Genomic DNA, 13241 nt, shown 5'->3' with positions numbered 1-13241 from the left:
GTTCGGGGGGCGAGGCGGCGGCGCCGCCTTCGGGTGCAAAGGCCGGGCGATTATTCCAAAGCGGGCGGGCGCCGTCCGACAGGCCCGCGCGGATGCGGTCGATAGAATTCCCCGTTGGCCGCCGCACGCCGTGGCGGCCTCTTCCCCGCACCGCCCTCCTCCAGCCGCATGGCCCACGACCCGACTCCCACCGACGCCCCCAAGCCGAGCAACTTCCTGCGCGGCATCATCGAGCGCGACCTCGAGGCCGGCACCTGGAGCCAGCGCCGCTTCGGTGGCAGCCCGGGCGACGGCGCGCACCACCGCGCGGGCCAGCCGGACCCGGCGAAGATCCGCACCCGCTTCCCGCCCGAGCCCAACGGCTACCTGCACGTCGGCCACGCCAAGAGCATCTGCCTGAACTTCGGCCTGGCGCGCGACTACGGCGGCGTCTGCCACCTGCGTTTCGACGACACCAACCCCGAGAAGGAAGAGCAGGAGTACGTCGACGCCATCATCGAAGCCGTGCACTGGCTGGGCTTCGACTGGGAAGCCAACGGCACGCGCCACCTCTACTGGGCGAGCGACTACTTCGACTTCATGTACCGCGCCGCCGAGGCGCTGATCGAAGCGGGCCTGGCCTACGTCGACGAACAGAGCGCCGAAGCGATGCGCGCCAACCGCGGCGACTTCACGACGCCGGGCACGGCCAGCCCTTTTCGCGAGCGCACGCCGGCCGAGAACCTGGCGCGTTTCCGCGAGATGCGCGACGGCCAGCACGCCGACGGCGCGATGGTGCTGCGCGCGAAGATCGACATGGCCTCGCCCAACATCAACCTGCGCGACCCGACGCTCTACCGCATCAAGCACGCGACGCACCACAACACCGGCGACAAGTGGTGCGTCTACCCGATGTACACCTTCGCGCACCCGATCGAGGACGCGCTGGAGAACATCACCCACAGCATCTGCACGCTCGAGTTCGAGGACCAGCGCCCGTTCTACGACTGGCTGCTGGACCAGCTGGCGACACTCGGCCTGCTGGAGCGCCCGACGCCGCACCAGCACGAGTTCGGGCGCCTGAACCTCAGCTACGTCATCACCAGCAAGCGCAAGCTCAAGGCCCTGGTCGACGAGAAGATCGTCGAAGGCTGGGACGACCCGCGCATGCCGACGATCTTCGGCATGCGCCGCCGCGGCTTCACGCCGGAATCGATCCGCGCGATGGCCGACGGCTCGGGCGCGAGCAAGACCAACATCTGGCTCGACTACTCGGTGCTCGAAGGCTGTCTGCGCGAAGACCTGGAAGGCAAGGCCGGGCGCGCGATGGCCGTGCTGGACCCGCTGGCGCTGAAACTCGTCAACTGGGACGAGGTCTTCGGCGCCGGCCACCAGGAGCCCTGCCACGCGCCGGTGCACCCGCACCAGCCCGAGCTGGGCGAGCGCCACTTCGGCCTCGGCCCCGAGCTGTGGATCGAACGCGACGACTTCGCCGAGACGCCGCCCAAGGGCTTCTTCCGCCTCTTCCCCGGCAACAAGGTGCGCCTGAAGTACGGCGTCGTCGTCGAGTGCTGCGGCTGCGAGAAGGACGCCGACGGGCGCGTCACCGCGGTGCTCGCCAAGGTCGTGCCCGACACCAGGAGCGGCACGCCGGGCGCCGACGCGGTCAAGGTCAAGGGCACGATCACCTGGGTCGCGCAGCACGACGCCGTCGCCGCCACCGTGAACCTGTACGACCGTCTGTTCACCGAACCGCAACCCGACGCCGCCGGGCGCGACTTCCGCGAGGTGCTGAACCCCGACAGCAAGAAGGTGGTCGGCGCCTGGGTCGAACCGTCGCTGGCCGGCCTCGCCGCCGAGACCCGGCTGCAGTTCGAACGTCACGGCTACTTCGTCGCCGACCGTGCCCTCCACCGCGCCGACGCGCCGGTGTTCAACCGCATCACGACGCTGCGCGACAGCCGCAAGTGACACCGCGGCGGGTGATGGAACCCGTGCCGGCGCTGGCGCCGGCGTGGATTCCGTGCCAGATTGTTCGTCTCTTTGCCACCCCGTGGAGCTTCTCCATGACGAATCGATCCTGCTCCCGCCGCGCGGCCTTCGCCGCTGCCGTCATCGGCCTGGCCTGCGCTGCCGGCAACGCCGCCGCGGCCGGCCAGGTCGAGCTGAAGTTCGTCGAACCCGCGCGTTACACCGACGCCGGTTTCGGCAGCTACGAGACCGAACGCACGACCAAGCGCCTGGAGGCGGTCTTCCAGCGCCTGGCCCAGCGCCTGCCCGACGGCAGCAAGCTCGCCATCGAGGTGCTCGACGTCGACCTCGCCGGCCGCGTCGTGCCGTCTTCGGTGCAGGACCAGCGCGTGCTGACCGGCGGTGCCGACTGGCCGCGCATCACGCTGCGCTACACGCTGCAGGCCGACGGCCAGACCCGCAGCGGCGAAGACCGGCTCTCCGACATGAGCTACCTCGACACCCCGCTGCGCGGCGCCGCCGCCAACGAGCCGCTGGCCTACGAGCAACGCATGATCGAACGCTGGTTCGACGACCGTTTCGTCGCCGCGCACTGATCCACCACCCCGAAAGACGCCCTTGACCTTCTCCCGCCTGAGCCTGCTCGCCGCCGTCGCCGCGGCCGTCGCCGCCCCCGCTTTCGCCGCCGCCCCGGCCGACCCGCTGAAGGCCGCCGCCGCCGAACCCGGCGCCGTCGTCACCGCCAGCGGCCTGGTCTACCGCTCGCTGAAGGACGGCAGCGGCGCCAGCCCGGCGGCCACCGACACGGTGCGTGTGCACTATCGCGGCAGCTTCCCCGACGGCAAGGTCTTCGACAGCTCCTACCAGCGCGGCGAACCCACCGAGTTCCCGCTGAACCGCGTGATCCCGTGCTGGACCGAAGGCGTGCAGAAGATGAAGCCCGGCGGCAAGGCCAAGCTCACCTGCCCGAGCACGATCGCCTACGGCGAACGCGGCGCCGGCGGCGTGATCCCGCCGAACGCGACGCTGCAGTTCGAAGTCGAACTGCTGGGCATCCGCAAGTAATTCAGGCCGCTGCCGGGCGGCCGAAGAGCTTGCGCAGCAGCGTCACGCCGGCCAGCACCACGGCGCCGGCGGCCACGCCCAGCAGGCCGTTGGCCAGCGCCGGCAGCAGCGCGCCGAGCAGGCCGCCGAAGCCGGCGAACGCGTGTTCGATCGCCTCGGCGACCGGGTGCACGCCGTGCACCAGGATGCCGCCGCCGACGAGGAACATCGCCGCGGTACCGGCCACCGACAGGAACTTCATCAGCCAGGGCGCCGCCGCCAGGATGCCGTCGCCGATCGAGCGCACGGCGGCGCTGCCGGCGCGCTGCAGGCGCAGCCCCAGGTCGTCGAGCTTGACGATGCCGGCGACGACGCCGTAGACGCCCACCGTCATCAGCACCGCGATGCCGGTCATCACCAGCACGCGGGTCATGAAGTCGCTGTCGGCCACCGTGCCCAGCGTGATCGCGATGATCTCGGCCGAGAGGATGAAGTCGGTGCGGATCGCGCCCTTGACGCGCTCCTTCTCGAACGCGACCAGGTCGACATCGGGTTTTTCGATCGCGGCGCGCAGTTCGGCGCGGTGTGCGTCTTCTTCGCCGCCGCGGTGCAGGAACTTGTGCGCCAGCTTCTCGAAGCCTTCGTAGCAGAGGAAGGCGCCGCCGACCATCAGCAGCGGCGTCACCAGCCAGGGCGCGACCGCGCTGATCGCCAGCGCCGCCGGCACCAGGATGGCCTTGTTGACGAAGGAACCCTTGGCGACGGCCCAGACCACCGGCAGTTCACGTTCGGCGCTGACGCCGGTGACCTGCTGCGCGTTGAGCGCGAGGTCGTCGCCGAGAACACCCGCGGTCTTCTTCGCGGCGAGTTTGCTGAGGAGCGCGACGTCGTCGAGGACGGTCGCGATGTCGTCGATCAGGGCAAGGAGACTGCTGGCGGCCATGGCGCGCATTCTCGCCGCGAAGCGGCGGCGTTCCCGCCGGACCTCCTGCGGCCGGGCGATGCGCGGCGTTCAGCCGAGTTCGCGCACCACAGACGGCGTCGCGAACTCGCGGCCGACGACGGCGCGCGCATAGAGGTAGTTGCAGCGCGCACGTTCGCTCAGGTCGTCCATCGGCACATGGCCCTGGGCATCGCAGGGGAAGGCCAGCGCCCGGCCCTGCTGGAACAGGGACTGGAAGCGCAGCTGGAAGCGGCCGGAAACGGCGACGTCGGCGAAAGTGCTCATGTTCACGACCCCTGGTGGCGTCCTCGATGATGAGAAAGTTAGTCGGCCGCGGCCGCGGCCGCCTTCGGTGGGGCGCCATGACCAGCGTCGGACAGGGACCGCTCTCGCTGTCGGAAGATGGCTGACGCAGCGCAAGCCGCACATGGGCGACAACACGTGGCGCTTCAGCCCGGCGCCGAACGGCCGATAAACGACCAGACGCGTCCCTCCTCCGCCATGACAGCCACCGCCGCTCTGCCTGCCTCGAGTTCCGATACGACGCGCACCGCCGCCATCGAGCGTGAAATCGAACACGCCCGTACCCGCGGCTCGCTGCAGCACATCGTCGTGCCGCCCTGCCCGGCGCTGCTGGCCCGGCTGCAGGCGGTGATGGACGCGGCCGAACCCGACCTGAACGAGGTCGCGCGCATCGCCGCCAGCGACGTCGCGATGTCGGCGACGCTGATCCGCAACGCCAACGGCCCGCTGTACAACGTCGGCCAGCCGGTGCAGACCGTCGGCCAGGCGATGAACCGCCTGGGCCTGAAGCAGACCGCGGCGATCATGACCGGCTTCCTGGTGCGCAACGCGATCCTGGTCGACAACCGCCATCTGCGCCGTTTCTGGGAACGCTCGGCGCAGCGCGCGATCGCGATGACCTTCATCGCGCGCCAGCTGCCGGGGCTGTCGCCCGACCTGGCGCACACCTACGGCCTGTTCTGCCACGTCGGCATGCCGGTGCTGCTGCAGAGCGTCAAGGGCTACGGCTCGACGATGGTCGAGGCCGCGGCGCGCATCGACCGCAGCTACGTCGCCACCGAGAACTTCAACCACCGCACCGACCACGCCGTCGTCGGTGCGCTGGTGGCGCGCGTCTGGCGCCTGGCGCCGGCGGTGATGGCGGCGATCCGGTTGCACCACGACCTGGAGTCGCTGGGCGGCGAGGAGACCGAGTCCGAGGTGCAGACGCTGATCGCCGCCGGCCTGGTCGCCGAGCACCTGGTGCGGCGCCAGGAGGCGCAGCTGCCGGAGCGCGACTGGACCGATCACGCGCCGGCCGCGCTGGCCTGGCTGCAGGTCGACGAGGGCGAGGTCGCCCAGTGGGGCGAGGACCTCAGCGCTTCGCTGAACGCTTTCTAGGCTTGGTGATGCCCTCGTAGAGGGCGATGAGCTGCTGCGTCAGCTTGTGGCCGGGGTCCAGGTGGATCATCGGCCGAGCCTGTTCGTGCGACTCGCGGATCCTCACGCTCGCCGACAGATAGGGCTCGAGCACCGGCAGGCCTTCGTCCAGCAGTTCCTGCACCGTGCGCTGCGGCAGGCTGGCGCGCGGCTGGAACTGGTTGACGACGATGCCCTCGACGACCAGCTTGTCGTTGTGGTCGGCGCGGATCTCCTCGACGCTTTCCAGCAGGCCGTAGAGCGCGCGGCGCGAGAACTCGTCGCAGTCGAACGGGATCAGGCAGCCGTCGGCGGCGATCAGCGCCGAGCGCGTGTAGAAGTTCAGCGCCGGCGGCGTGTCGATCCAGATCTCGTCGTAGGTGTCGGCGAAATCGGCGAGCGCGTCGCGCAGCTTGTAGATCTTGTAGCGGCTCTCCAGCTTGGCGTGCAGTTCGTCCAGCGCCGGGCTGGCGGCCATCAGGTCCAGCCGGTCCCAGGGCGTGGTGCTGACGAAGTCGGCGGTGGAGGTCGGCCGCACGCTGAACTTCAGCGTCGCTTCGAAGAACTCGGCGGCGCCAGGGCGCGGGTCGACGGCAGCTTCACCGAGCAGGTAGTGCGTCGAGTTGGCCTGGGTGTCCAGGTCGATGAGCAGCACACGCCGCCCGCGGGCGGCCGCGATCGCTGCAAGATTGCTGGCGATGGTGGACTTCCCGACCCCGCCTTTCTGGTTGAAGACGACGTGCCGCATCGGAGCGCTCCGTGGAAGGACGGGCCATTGTGCATCGCAGCACTGGAGACGGCGCCCTAGAGTCGGCCGCGGCGTCCTCCACCCGCGCGAGTGCGGGCCGCGCTCCGGCCTCATCCGTCGCGCGTGACATCACGCGTCCGCCTCAGACCAGTGAGCCGAGCGTGCGCAGCGCCGCCGCCAGCGTGGTGTCGGGTTCGCGCCCGACACCCAGACGCACGAAACCGTCGTAGCGCGCGCCGGTCGAGAACATCGAACCGGGCGCGATCTTGATGCCGCGCTGCAGCGCCGCCGCGAACAGCGCGTCGCCGCTGGCGCCGTCGGGCAGCTGCAGCCACAGCAGCAGGCCGCCGTCGGGCAGCGTGATGCGTGTGCCCGGCGGGAAATGCGCCGCCACCAGATCGGCGTAGGCGTCGCGGCGCACACGCAGCAGCTCGCAGAGCCGGCGGCGGTGGCGCTCGTAGGCGGGGCTGGCGAGGTACTCGGCGGCCACCGACTGCGGCAGTTCCTCGGGGAAGCGGCTCTGGGTGTACTTCAGCATCTCCACCCGCGCCTGCCAGCGCCCGGCCAGCATCCAGCCCAGCCGCAGGCCCGGCGCCAGCACCTTGTTCAGCGAGTTGCAGTGGATCACGTTGCCGTCGCCGTCCCAGGCCTTCAGCGGGCGCGAGGGCTGCGCCGTCATCTCGCCGTAGATGTCGTCCTCGATCAGCGCGACGCCGCGTGCCGCGCACAGCGCCACCAGTTCGGCCTTGCGCTCGTCGGGCATGGTGCAGCCCAGCGGGTTGTGCAGCGTCGGCTGCACGACGACGGCCCGGATCGCGGCGTCGGTCTCCAGTGCGAAGGCCAGCGCCTCGATCGACAGCCCGGTCTTCGGGCTTGTCGGCAGCTCGATCGCGCGCAGGCCCAGCGCCTCGACGATCTGCAGCAGGCCGTAGAACGTCGGCGACTCGACGGCGACGGTGTCGCCGGGCTGGGCGACGGCGCGCAGCGCGAGGTTCATCGCCTCGGTGCAGCCCTGGGTGACGACGATCTGCTCCGGCGCCGCAGTGACGCCGCGCTCGAGCGCGCGCCGCGCCAGCGCCGCGCGCAGCAGCGGGTGGCCGTGGCGGCGCGTCATCGTCGTCAGCACCTGCGGCGCCAGGCGCAGCCGGCGCTGCATCGCACGCGCCAGCGCCTCGGCCGGGTACAGCGCCGGCGGCGCCACCGCCAGCGCCAGGTTGAGTTCGACCGCGTGCTGCTGGCCGCGCGCCAGGATGCCGGAGATGTGCTCGGAGATGCCGACGTAGGCCGCCGGGTCGATGGCGCGCGGCGCGGCCTCGGTCGCCGGCGGCAGCGCCGCACGGCGCGCGTGGCGCACGAAATAACCCGAACGCGCCCGCGCTTCGAGCAGGCCGTCGTCCTCGAGCCGGCGGCAGGCCTGCAGCGCGGTCGACAGGCTGACCTCGTGCACCCGCATCAGCTGGCGCACCGACGGGAAACGGTCGCCGGCGCGCAGCGTGCCGGCGTCGATGGCGCCGCGGTACTGGTCGGCGATGCGGTGGTACAGCGTGTCCATGGGCGAGGCCGATGATGCCGCCGGCGCCGGCAGCACAACAGATACAGAGACCCGATGGCTGCACCGGAACAGACGCGCCGCGGCGCCGCTGTATCGCCCGGCGGCGTTCGCCGCTGTGGCTGCCGGCCGCCGGCGCCGGCCCGCACAGTGGCGGCATGACGACCGAGACCCTCGAGCTGGCCGCCGGCCAGGCCCTGGCGCTGCAGCTGCGGCGCGGCGACGAACTGGTGCTGCTGCGCGGCACGCTGGAGCTGCGGGCACCGGCGCTCTGGCTGGCGGGCACGCTGCACCAGGCTGTGCAGCCGTGGCACGAAGGCCAGGCGCTGCGCGCCGCCGAAACCGGCGTCTGGCAGGGCCGGGCGCTGAGCGCCGCCACCTTGCTGCTGCAGCGCCGCGAACCGGCCTGGCGCCGGTGGCTGGCAGGGCCCGGCCGGCACCGGGAGCGCAGTGCCTGGGCCTAGACTGGCCCGATGCGCGACCTCTTCCTGCTCGACCCCGAACTCGTCTTCCTGAACCACGGCTCCTTCGGCGCCTGCCCGCGCGAGGTGATCGAGGCCCAGCAGCGCTGGCAGCTCGAGATGGAGCGCAACCCTGTCGACTTCCTCGGCCGGCGCTCGGCCGCTCTGCTGCTGCAGGCGCGCAGCGCACTCGCCGCCGAACTGGGCGCCGACCCGGAGCACCTGGTCTTCGTGCCCAACGCAACCACCGGCGTCAACGTCGTGACGCAGTCCTTCGTGCTGGCGCCGGGCGACGAGGTGCTGAGCACAAACCTGGAATACGGCGCCTGCGACGCCGCCTGGCAGCACGTCTGCGCCGCGCAGGGTGCGAGTTATCGCCGCGTGGACATCCCCCTGCCCTTCGACGCCGACAGCTTCGTCGAGCGCCTGCTGGCCGCGGTGACGCCGCGCACGCGGCTGATCTACGCCAGCCACATCACGTCGACGACCGCGCTGACGCTGCCGGTGGCCGCGCTCTGCCGCGCCGCACGCGAGCGCGGCATCACGACGCTGATCGACGGCGCGCACGCGCCGGGGCAGATCGCGCTCGACCTGGACGCCATCGGCGCCGATTTCTACGTCGGCAACTGCCACAAATGGATGTGCGCGCCCAAGGGCGCCGGTTTCCTGCACGCGCGGCCCGAACACCACGCGCGGCTGGACGCGCCTGTGATCAGCTGGGGCTACGCCGAAGGCACCGGCGGCCACACCGGCTTCGACGCCTACCTCGGGCGCACGCTGTTCGAGCGCCGCATGCAGTGGCAGGGCACACGCGACCTGTCGGCCTGGCTGGCGGTGCCGGCGGCCATAGCCTTCCAGCGCCGCCACGACTGGCCGGCCGTGCGCGCGCGCTGCCACGCTCTGGCACGCGAGGCGCTGGACGCGCTGACGCAGCGCCACGGGCTGCAACCGATCGCCCGCGACGCGGACTGGGCGCAGATGGTGGCGATCCCCGTGCCGGCCCAGGACCCGGAGGCCTTGCGGCAGCGGCTGTACGCCGAGAGCGGCATCGAGCTGCCGGTGACCGCGCACGGCGGCCGGACCTTCGTGCGCATCTCGGTGCAAGGCTACACACGGCGCGGGGAGATCGAGCGCCTGCTCGCGGCTCCGGCGCTGTGCTGAACTAGCCTGCGGATCAGCGCCGGCGACGATCTGGCGGGAATGCCGGTGGCTCAAACCGGCACCGGCCGGACCGTCGCCGCGGCGCCCTTGCCCCGCCACTCCCGCAGGCCCCGATGCCCGACTTCCCCGACGCGCTGCTGCTGGCCCGCATCCAGTTCGCCTTCACCGTCAGCTTCCACTTCCTGTTCCCGGCAGTCACGATCGGGCTGGCCAGCTACCTGGCCGTGCTCGAAGGGCTGTGGCTGAAGACCGGGCGCGAGCACTACATGGATCTGTTCCGCTACTGGATCAAGATCTTCGCGCTCGTCTTCGGCATGGGCGTGGTCTCGGGCATCGTCATGTCCTACCAGTTCGGCACCAACTGGGCGGTGTTCTCCGACCGCGCCGGGCCGATCATCGGCCCGCTGATGGCCTACGAGGTGCTGACCGCCTTCTTCCTCGAAGCCGGTTTCCTCGGCGTGATGCTGTTCGGCATGCGCCGCGTCGGCAAAGGGCTGCACTTCACCGCGACCCTGATGGTGGCGCTGGGCACCTTCATGTCGGCGTTCTGGATCCTGTCGGTCAACAGCTGGATGCAAACGCCCGCCGGCTACGCACTCAACGCCAACGGCCAGTTCATCGCCGCCGGCAGCTGGCTGGCGATCGTCTTCAACCCCAGCTTCCCGTACCGGCTGGTGCACACGCTGTCGGCGGCCTACCTGACGACGGCTTTCCTCGTCGGCGGCGTCGGCGCCTGGCACCTGCTGAAGGACCGCGAGAACCCGCGCGCGCGGCTGATGTTCTCGATGGCGATGTGGATGGCAGCCATCGTCGCGCCGCTGCAGATCGTGCTGGGCGACCTGCACGGCCTGAACACGCTGCAGCACCAGCCGGTGAAGGTGATGGCGATGGAGGGCCACTTCGACAGCCACCCCGAGGGCGCGCCGCTGATCCTGTTCGGCATCCCGAACAGCGCCGAGGGCCGCATCGACCATGCGCTGCAGATCCCCAAGCTGTCCTCGCTGATCCTCAAGCACGACCTGGACGCGCCGCTGGCCGGCCTGGACACCGTGCCCGCGGCCGACCGGCCGCCGGTGGGCATCGTCTTCTGGTCCTTCCGCATCATGGTCGGGCTGGGCCTGCTGATGGCCGCACTCGGCGCCGCCAGCCTGCTGGCGCGCTGGCGCGGCCGGCTCTACGACTGGCGCTGGCTGCACCGCTGGGCGCTGCTGATGGCGCCGTCGGGGCTGGTCGCGGTGCTGGCGGGCTGGATCACGACCGAGGTCGGGCGCCAGCCCTGGACCATCCACGGGCTGATGCGCACCGCCGACTCGGTCTCGCCGCTGGCCGCACCGGCGGTCGCGGCGTCGCTGGTGGCCTTCGTGATCGTCTATTTCGCCGTCTTCGGCACCGGCGTGCTCTACATCCTGAAGCTGATGGCGAAACCGCCGCTGCTGCACGAGCCGGCCGAACCCAGGATCCCCGAACGCGCCGCCGGCACCACGCCCGCGGCCGCGCTGCAGACCGACGGCGGGGCGCCGCGATGAGCACCGGCTTCGACTGGGACCTGACGGTGGTCTGGGCCGTCATCATCGCGGCGTCGGTCTTCGTCTACGTCGTGCTCGACGGCTTCGACCTGGGCATCGGCATCCTCTTTCGGCGCTTCCCGGTGGGCGCCGAGCGCGACACCGCGATGAACAGCGTCGCCCCGGTCTGGGACGGCAACGAGACCTGGCTGGTGCTGGGCGGCGGCGGGCTGCTGGCGGCGTTCCCGCTGGCCTACGGGCTGATCTTCTCGGCGCTGTACGCGCCGATCATCGCGCTGCTGCTGGCGCTGGTCTTCCGCGGCGTGGCCTTCGAGTTCCGCTGGCGCGACCCGGCGCACCGCGGCTTCTGGGACCTGGCCTTCAGCGGCGGCTCGCTGCTGGCGGCGCTGGCGCAGGGCGTGGTGCTGGGTGCGCTGCTGCAGGGCGTCGCGGTTCAGGGCCGGGCCTATGCCGGTGGCTGGTGGGACTGGCTGACGCCGTTCAGCCTGCTCACCGGCGTCAGCGTCGCCGTCGCCTACTGCCTGCTGGGCGCCACCTGGCTGGTGATGAAGACCGAGGGCCGGCTGCAGCAGCAGGCGCGGCGCCTGGCCTGGGGGCTGGGGGCGGCGACGCTCTTGGCCATCGTCGCCGTCAGCGCGGCCACGCCCTTCCTGAGCGGCGCCTACTTCGACCACTGGCTGAAGTGGCCCGGCCTGCTGTACGTGGCACCGGTGCCGGTGCTGGTGGCGCTGACCAGCCTGGGCTTCGTGCGCAGCCTGAAGGCAGGGCACGAGGTCGCGCCCTTCGTGCTGACGCTGGCGGTGTTCGCGCTGTGTTTCGTCGGGCTGGGCATCAGCGTCTTTCCGTACGTCGTGCCGGGCGCGGTGACGATCTGGGACGCGGCGACCGACCGCAGCAGCCAGGTCTTCATGCTCTGGGGCACGGTGATCGTGCTGCCGATGATCCTGGGCTACACGGCCTGGTCCTACTGGGTGTTCCGCGGCAAGGTCGACGCCGACGGGTATCACTCATGAAACGCCTGCGCTGGCCGGCGATCCGCTCGCCGGAGCCCGGCGCACCGACGCCGCCGCTGTGGGTGCGGCTGGCCTGGATGGCGGCAATCTGGGGCGCCAGCGTGGGCGCGCTGCTGCTGGTGGCGCTGCTGCTGCGCTGGGTGCTGAAGGCTTAACGGCCGGCTCAGCCGCAGACGGCGCGGTTGCGGCCCAGTTGTTTGGCGTCGTAGAGGCGCCGGTCAGCCTCGCGGAACAGCGACTGCGGGCTGTCGCCGGCATTCGGCACCCGGATCACCGCGCCCAGCGACACCGTCAGCGTGCGTTCGACGTCGCTGGCGACGTTGGCGATGGCCAGCGCCGCCATCTCGCACCGGATGGCCTCGACGAAGTCGGCGCCGCGCCCGCTGGGGCTGTTGCCGCAGGCCAGCAGCGCGAACTCCTCGCCGCCGAGGCGGAAGGCGCGGTCGCCGGCGCGGCGGCAGAACTCGCGCAGCTTGGCGCCCACGCGCACCAGCGCCTCGTCACCGGCGATGTGGCCGTAGGTGTCGTTCAGGCGCTTGAAGTGGTCGATGTCGAGCAGCACCAGCGTCAGCGTCGTGCCCTCGCGCCGCGCGCGGCCGATCTCGGTGGCGAACACGGCGTCGAAATGGCGGCGGTTGAACAGCCCCGTCAGCTCGTCGGTCAGCGTCGTCGCTTCCAGGCGGCGGTTGGCGGCTTCCAGGTCGTGGTAGGCCTGGACCAGCTTGCGCTCGGCCTCGACACGCGCGCGGCGCTCGCGCAGCAGGTTCAGCGTGCGCGTGGACAGCCCGTCGTACATGTCGAGCACGGTGTCGATCAGCAGCCGCACCGAAGACGCCCCCATCTCGTGGTCGGCCTTGAGCTTGGCCTCATCGACCGGCATGCCGCGGCGCACCTCGGCCGCCGCGAGCGCAAATCGTTTGTCCTCGACGATGATGTGGAAAGCCAGCCAGCGGATCAGGAACTTCACGACGCTCTCGACCACCTGGTAAAGCGGCTGGCCGCTGCCTTCGCGCTTGAGCTCCTGCAGCCCGGGCAGGAACGCCGCGTGCGCCGCCTCGTGGTTGCGCCGCCAGAGGTCGTCGCCGAAGCAGTCGGCCCAGATCTGTTCCTCGGCGCTGAAGTGGTAGTCGGTGTAGGCGGTGAGTTCGGCGAACGCGGCCTCGACCTCGCATTCCAGGCTGCCGACCAGCGTGCCGGCGAGCCGGTTCAGCAGGTCCACCAGGCGCTGGTGCTGCGAGTCGATCAGCGCATTGCCGGTGCTGAAGTTGTCGTTCCAGGGGAAGACCTCGAACTGGAGCAGGCCTTCGTCGCGCTGCGGCGCAGCGAGCAGGTCGAGGGCAGGCGCGGGAGTCAGCAGTTCCATGGGTTCATCGTCGTCTGAACCCGGAGGCAGCACGCCTGGCGCCAGCCCGGGCGGGCGCCAG

14 protein-coding genes are annotated in these 13241 nt (G+C 71.1%); 9 read left to right on the top strand and 5 right to left on the bottom strand.

Annotation, left to right across the window (positions count from 1 at the left end; all coding sequences use genetic code 11):
• Positions 1-168: 168 nt before the first annotated feature.
• The 3 genes from CKO43_RS22490 to CKO43_RS22480 all read left to right on the top strand — a co-directional run bounded on the left by CKO43_RS22490 (position 169) and on the right by CKO43_RS22480 (position 3015).
• The gene (locus tag CKO43_RS22490) at positions 169-1950 is read left to right on the top strand and encodes a glutamine--tRNA ligase/YqeY domain fusion protein (protein WP_200380036.1); all 1782 of its coding nucleotides are present in this window, start codon (positions 169-171) and stop codon (positions 1948-1950) included.
• A gap of 95 nt (positions 1951-2045) precedes the next feature.
• Entirely contained in the window at positions 2046-2546 is a 501-nt protein-coding gene (locus CKO43_RS22485; protein WP_200231819.1) for a DUF3016 domain-containing protein, read from the top strand.
• Between the two features lie 22 nt (positions 2547-2568).
• Positions 2569-3015: an FKBP-type peptidyl-prolyl cis-trans isomerase gene (locus tag CKO43_RS22480; protein ID WP_200231818.1), complete on the top strand. Its 447-nt coding sequence runs from the start codon at positions 2569-2571 to the stop codon at positions 3013-3015.
• 1 nt (position 3016) lies between these two features.
• On the opposite strand, the gene CKO43_RS22475 is transcribed toward CKO43_RS22480, so the two are convergent.
• On the bottom strand, positions 3017-3937 hold the full coding sequence (locus tag CKO43_RS22475; RefSeq protein ID WP_200380035.1) for a DUF808 domain-containing protein: 921 nt from the start codon (positions 3935-3937) through the stop codon (positions 3017-3019).
• Between the two features lie 69 nt (positions 3938-4006).
• Positions 4007-4222 (bottom strand): hypothetical protein, encoded by a 216-nt coding sequence (locus CKO43_RS22470; RefSeq protein WP_200231816.1) that lies wholly within the window; start codon positions 4220-4222, stop codon positions 4007-4009.
• Positions 4223-4438: 216 nt separating this feature from the next.
• Here CKO43_RS22470 and CKO43_RS22465 point away from each other — a divergent pair, with 216 nt between their 5' ends.
• Entirely contained in the window at positions 4439-5341 is a 903-nt protein-coding gene (locus CKO43_RS22465; protein ID WP_200380034.1) for an HDOD domain-containing protein, read from the top strand.
• Here the strand turns inward: CKO43_RS22465 and CKO43_RS22460 are convergent.
• Both CKO43_RS22460 and CKO43_RS22455 read right to left on the bottom strand, forming a co-directional pair.
• Positions 5316-6107 (bottom strand): ParA family protein, encoded by a 792-nt coding sequence (locus CKO43_RS22460; RefSeq protein WP_200231814.1) that lies wholly within the window; start codon positions 6105-6107, stop codon positions 5316-5318. The two genes, CKO43_RS22465 and CKO43_RS22460, sit on opposite strands and share 26 nt — an antisense overlap.
• 142 nt (positions 6108-6249) lie before the next feature.
• Positions 6250-7659, bottom strand: coding sequence for an aminotransferase-like domain-containing protein (locus CKO43_RS22455; protein WP_200380033.1), 1410 nt, complete (start codon positions 7657-7659; stop codon positions 6250-6252).
• A gap of 155 nt (positions 7660-7814) precedes the next feature.
• Here CKO43_RS22455 and CKO43_RS22450 point away from each other — a divergent pair, with 155 nt between their 5' ends.
• From CKO43_RS22450 to CKO43_RS22430, 5 genes are all read left to right on the top strand, one after another.
• Complete coding sequence (locus CKO43_RS22450) at positions 7815-8120, top strand: hypothetical protein (protein ID WP_200231812.1); 306 nt, start codon at positions 7815-7817, stop codon at positions 8118-8120.
• Positions 8121-8129: 9 nt separating this feature from the next.
• A complete protein-coding gene (locus CKO43_RS22445) occupies positions 8130-9278 on the top strand; it encodes an aminotransferase class V-fold PLP-dependent enzyme (RefSeq protein WP_200380032.1) in 1149 nt (382 codons plus the stop codon).
• Positions 9279-9391: 113 nt separating this feature from the next.
• Positions 9392-10804 carry a cytochrome ubiquinol oxidase subunit I gene (locus CKO43_RS22440; RefSeq protein WP_200380031.1) on the top strand — a complete coding sequence of 471 codons (1413 nt, stop codon included), beginning with the start codon at positions 9392-9394 and terminating at the stop codon, positions 10802-10804.
• Positions 10801-11817, top strand: coding sequence for a cytochrome d ubiquinol oxidase subunit II (cydB, locus tag CKO43_RS22435; protein ID WP_200380030.1), 1017 nt, complete (start codon positions 10801-10803; stop codon positions 11815-11817). The genes CKO43_RS22440 and cydB overlap by 4 nt, the downstream gene beginning before the upstream one ends.
• Entirely contained in the window at positions 11814-11972 is a 159-nt protein-coding gene (locus CKO43_RS22430; protein WP_200231808.1) for a DUF2474 family protein, read from the top strand. Before cydB ends, CKO43_RS22430 begins: the two co-directional genes overlap by 4 nt.
• Positions 11973-11980: 8 nt before the next feature.
• On the opposite strand, the gene CKO43_RS22425 is transcribed toward CKO43_RS22430, so the two are convergent.
• Positions 11981-13180 (bottom strand): GGDEF domain-containing protein, encoded by a 1200-nt coding sequence (locus CKO43_RS22425; RefSeq protein WP_200380029.1) that lies wholly within the window; start codon positions 13178-13180, stop codon positions 11981-11983.
• Between the last annotated feature and the right edge of the window lie 61 nt (positions 13181-13241).

The sequence above is a fragment of the Rubrivivax gelatinosus genome (assembly GCF_016583785.1).
GTDB classification, from domain to species: Bacteria; Pseudomonadota; Gammaproteobacteria; order Burkholderiales; family Burkholderiaceae_C; genus Rubrivivax; species Rubrivivax gelatinosus_B.
The sequence above is the reverse complement of the archived record's forward strand: the minus strand, read 5'-3'. Positions and strand labels throughout refer to the sequence as shown.

What these genes read in the sequence shown, in the direction of transcription:
- CKO43_RS22425 (WP_200380029.1), bottom strand. Translation starts at nt 13,180, where the DNA reads ATGGAACTGCTGACTCCCGCGCCTGCCCTCGACCTGCTCGCTGCGCCG.
- CKO43_RS22450 (WP_200231812.1), top strand. Translation starts at nt 7,815, where the DNA reads ATGACGACCGAGACCCTCGAGCTGGCCGCCGGCCAGGCCCTGGCGCTG.
- CKO43_RS22470 (WP_200231816.1), bottom strand. Translation starts at nt 4,222, where the DNA reads ATGAGCACTTTCGCCGACGTCGCCGTTTCCGGCCGCTTCCAGCTGCGC.
- CKO43_RS22490 (WP_200380036.1), top strand. Translation starts at nt 169, where the DNA reads ATGGCCCACGACCCGACTCCCACCGACGCCCCCAAGCCGAGCAACTTC.
- CKO43_RS22445 (WP_200380032.1), top strand. Translation starts at nt 8,130, where the DNA reads ATGCGCGACCTCTTCCTGCTCGACCCCGAACTCGTCTTCCTGAACCAC.
- CKO43_RS22485 (WP_200231819.1), top strand. Translation starts at nt 2,046, where the DNA reads ATGACGAATCGATCCTGCTCCCGCCGCGCGGCCTTCGCCGCTGCCGTC.
- CKO43_RS22465 (WP_200380034.1), top strand. Translation starts at nt 4,439, where the DNA reads ATGACAGCCACCGCCGCTCTGCCTGCCTCGAGTTCCGATACGACGCGC.
- CKO43_RS22440 (WP_200380031.1), top strand. Translation starts at nt 9,392, where the DNA reads ATGCCCGACTTCCCCGACGCGCTGCTGCTGGCCCGCATCCAGTTCGCC.
- CKO43_RS22460 (WP_200231814.1), bottom strand. Translation starts at nt 6,107, where the DNA reads ATGCGGCACGTCGTCTTCAACCAGAAAGGCGGGGTCGGGAAGTCCACC.
- cydB (WP_200380030.1), top strand. Translation starts at nt 10,801, where the DNA reads ATGAGCACCGGCTTCGACTGGGACCTGACGGTGGTCTGGGCCGTCATC.
- CKO43_RS22430 (WP_200231808.1), top strand. Translation starts at nt 11,814, where the DNA reads ATGAAACGCCTGCGCTGGCCGGCGATCCGCTCGCCGGAGCCCGGCGCA.
- CKO43_RS22455 (WP_200380033.1), bottom strand. Translation starts at nt 7,659, where the DNA reads ATGGACACGCTGTACCACCGCATCGCCGACCAGTACCGCGGCGCCATC.
- CKO43_RS22475 (WP_200380035.1), bottom strand. Translation starts at nt 3,937, where the DNA reads ATGGCCGCCAGCAGTCTCCTTGCCCTGATCGACGACATCGCGACCGTC.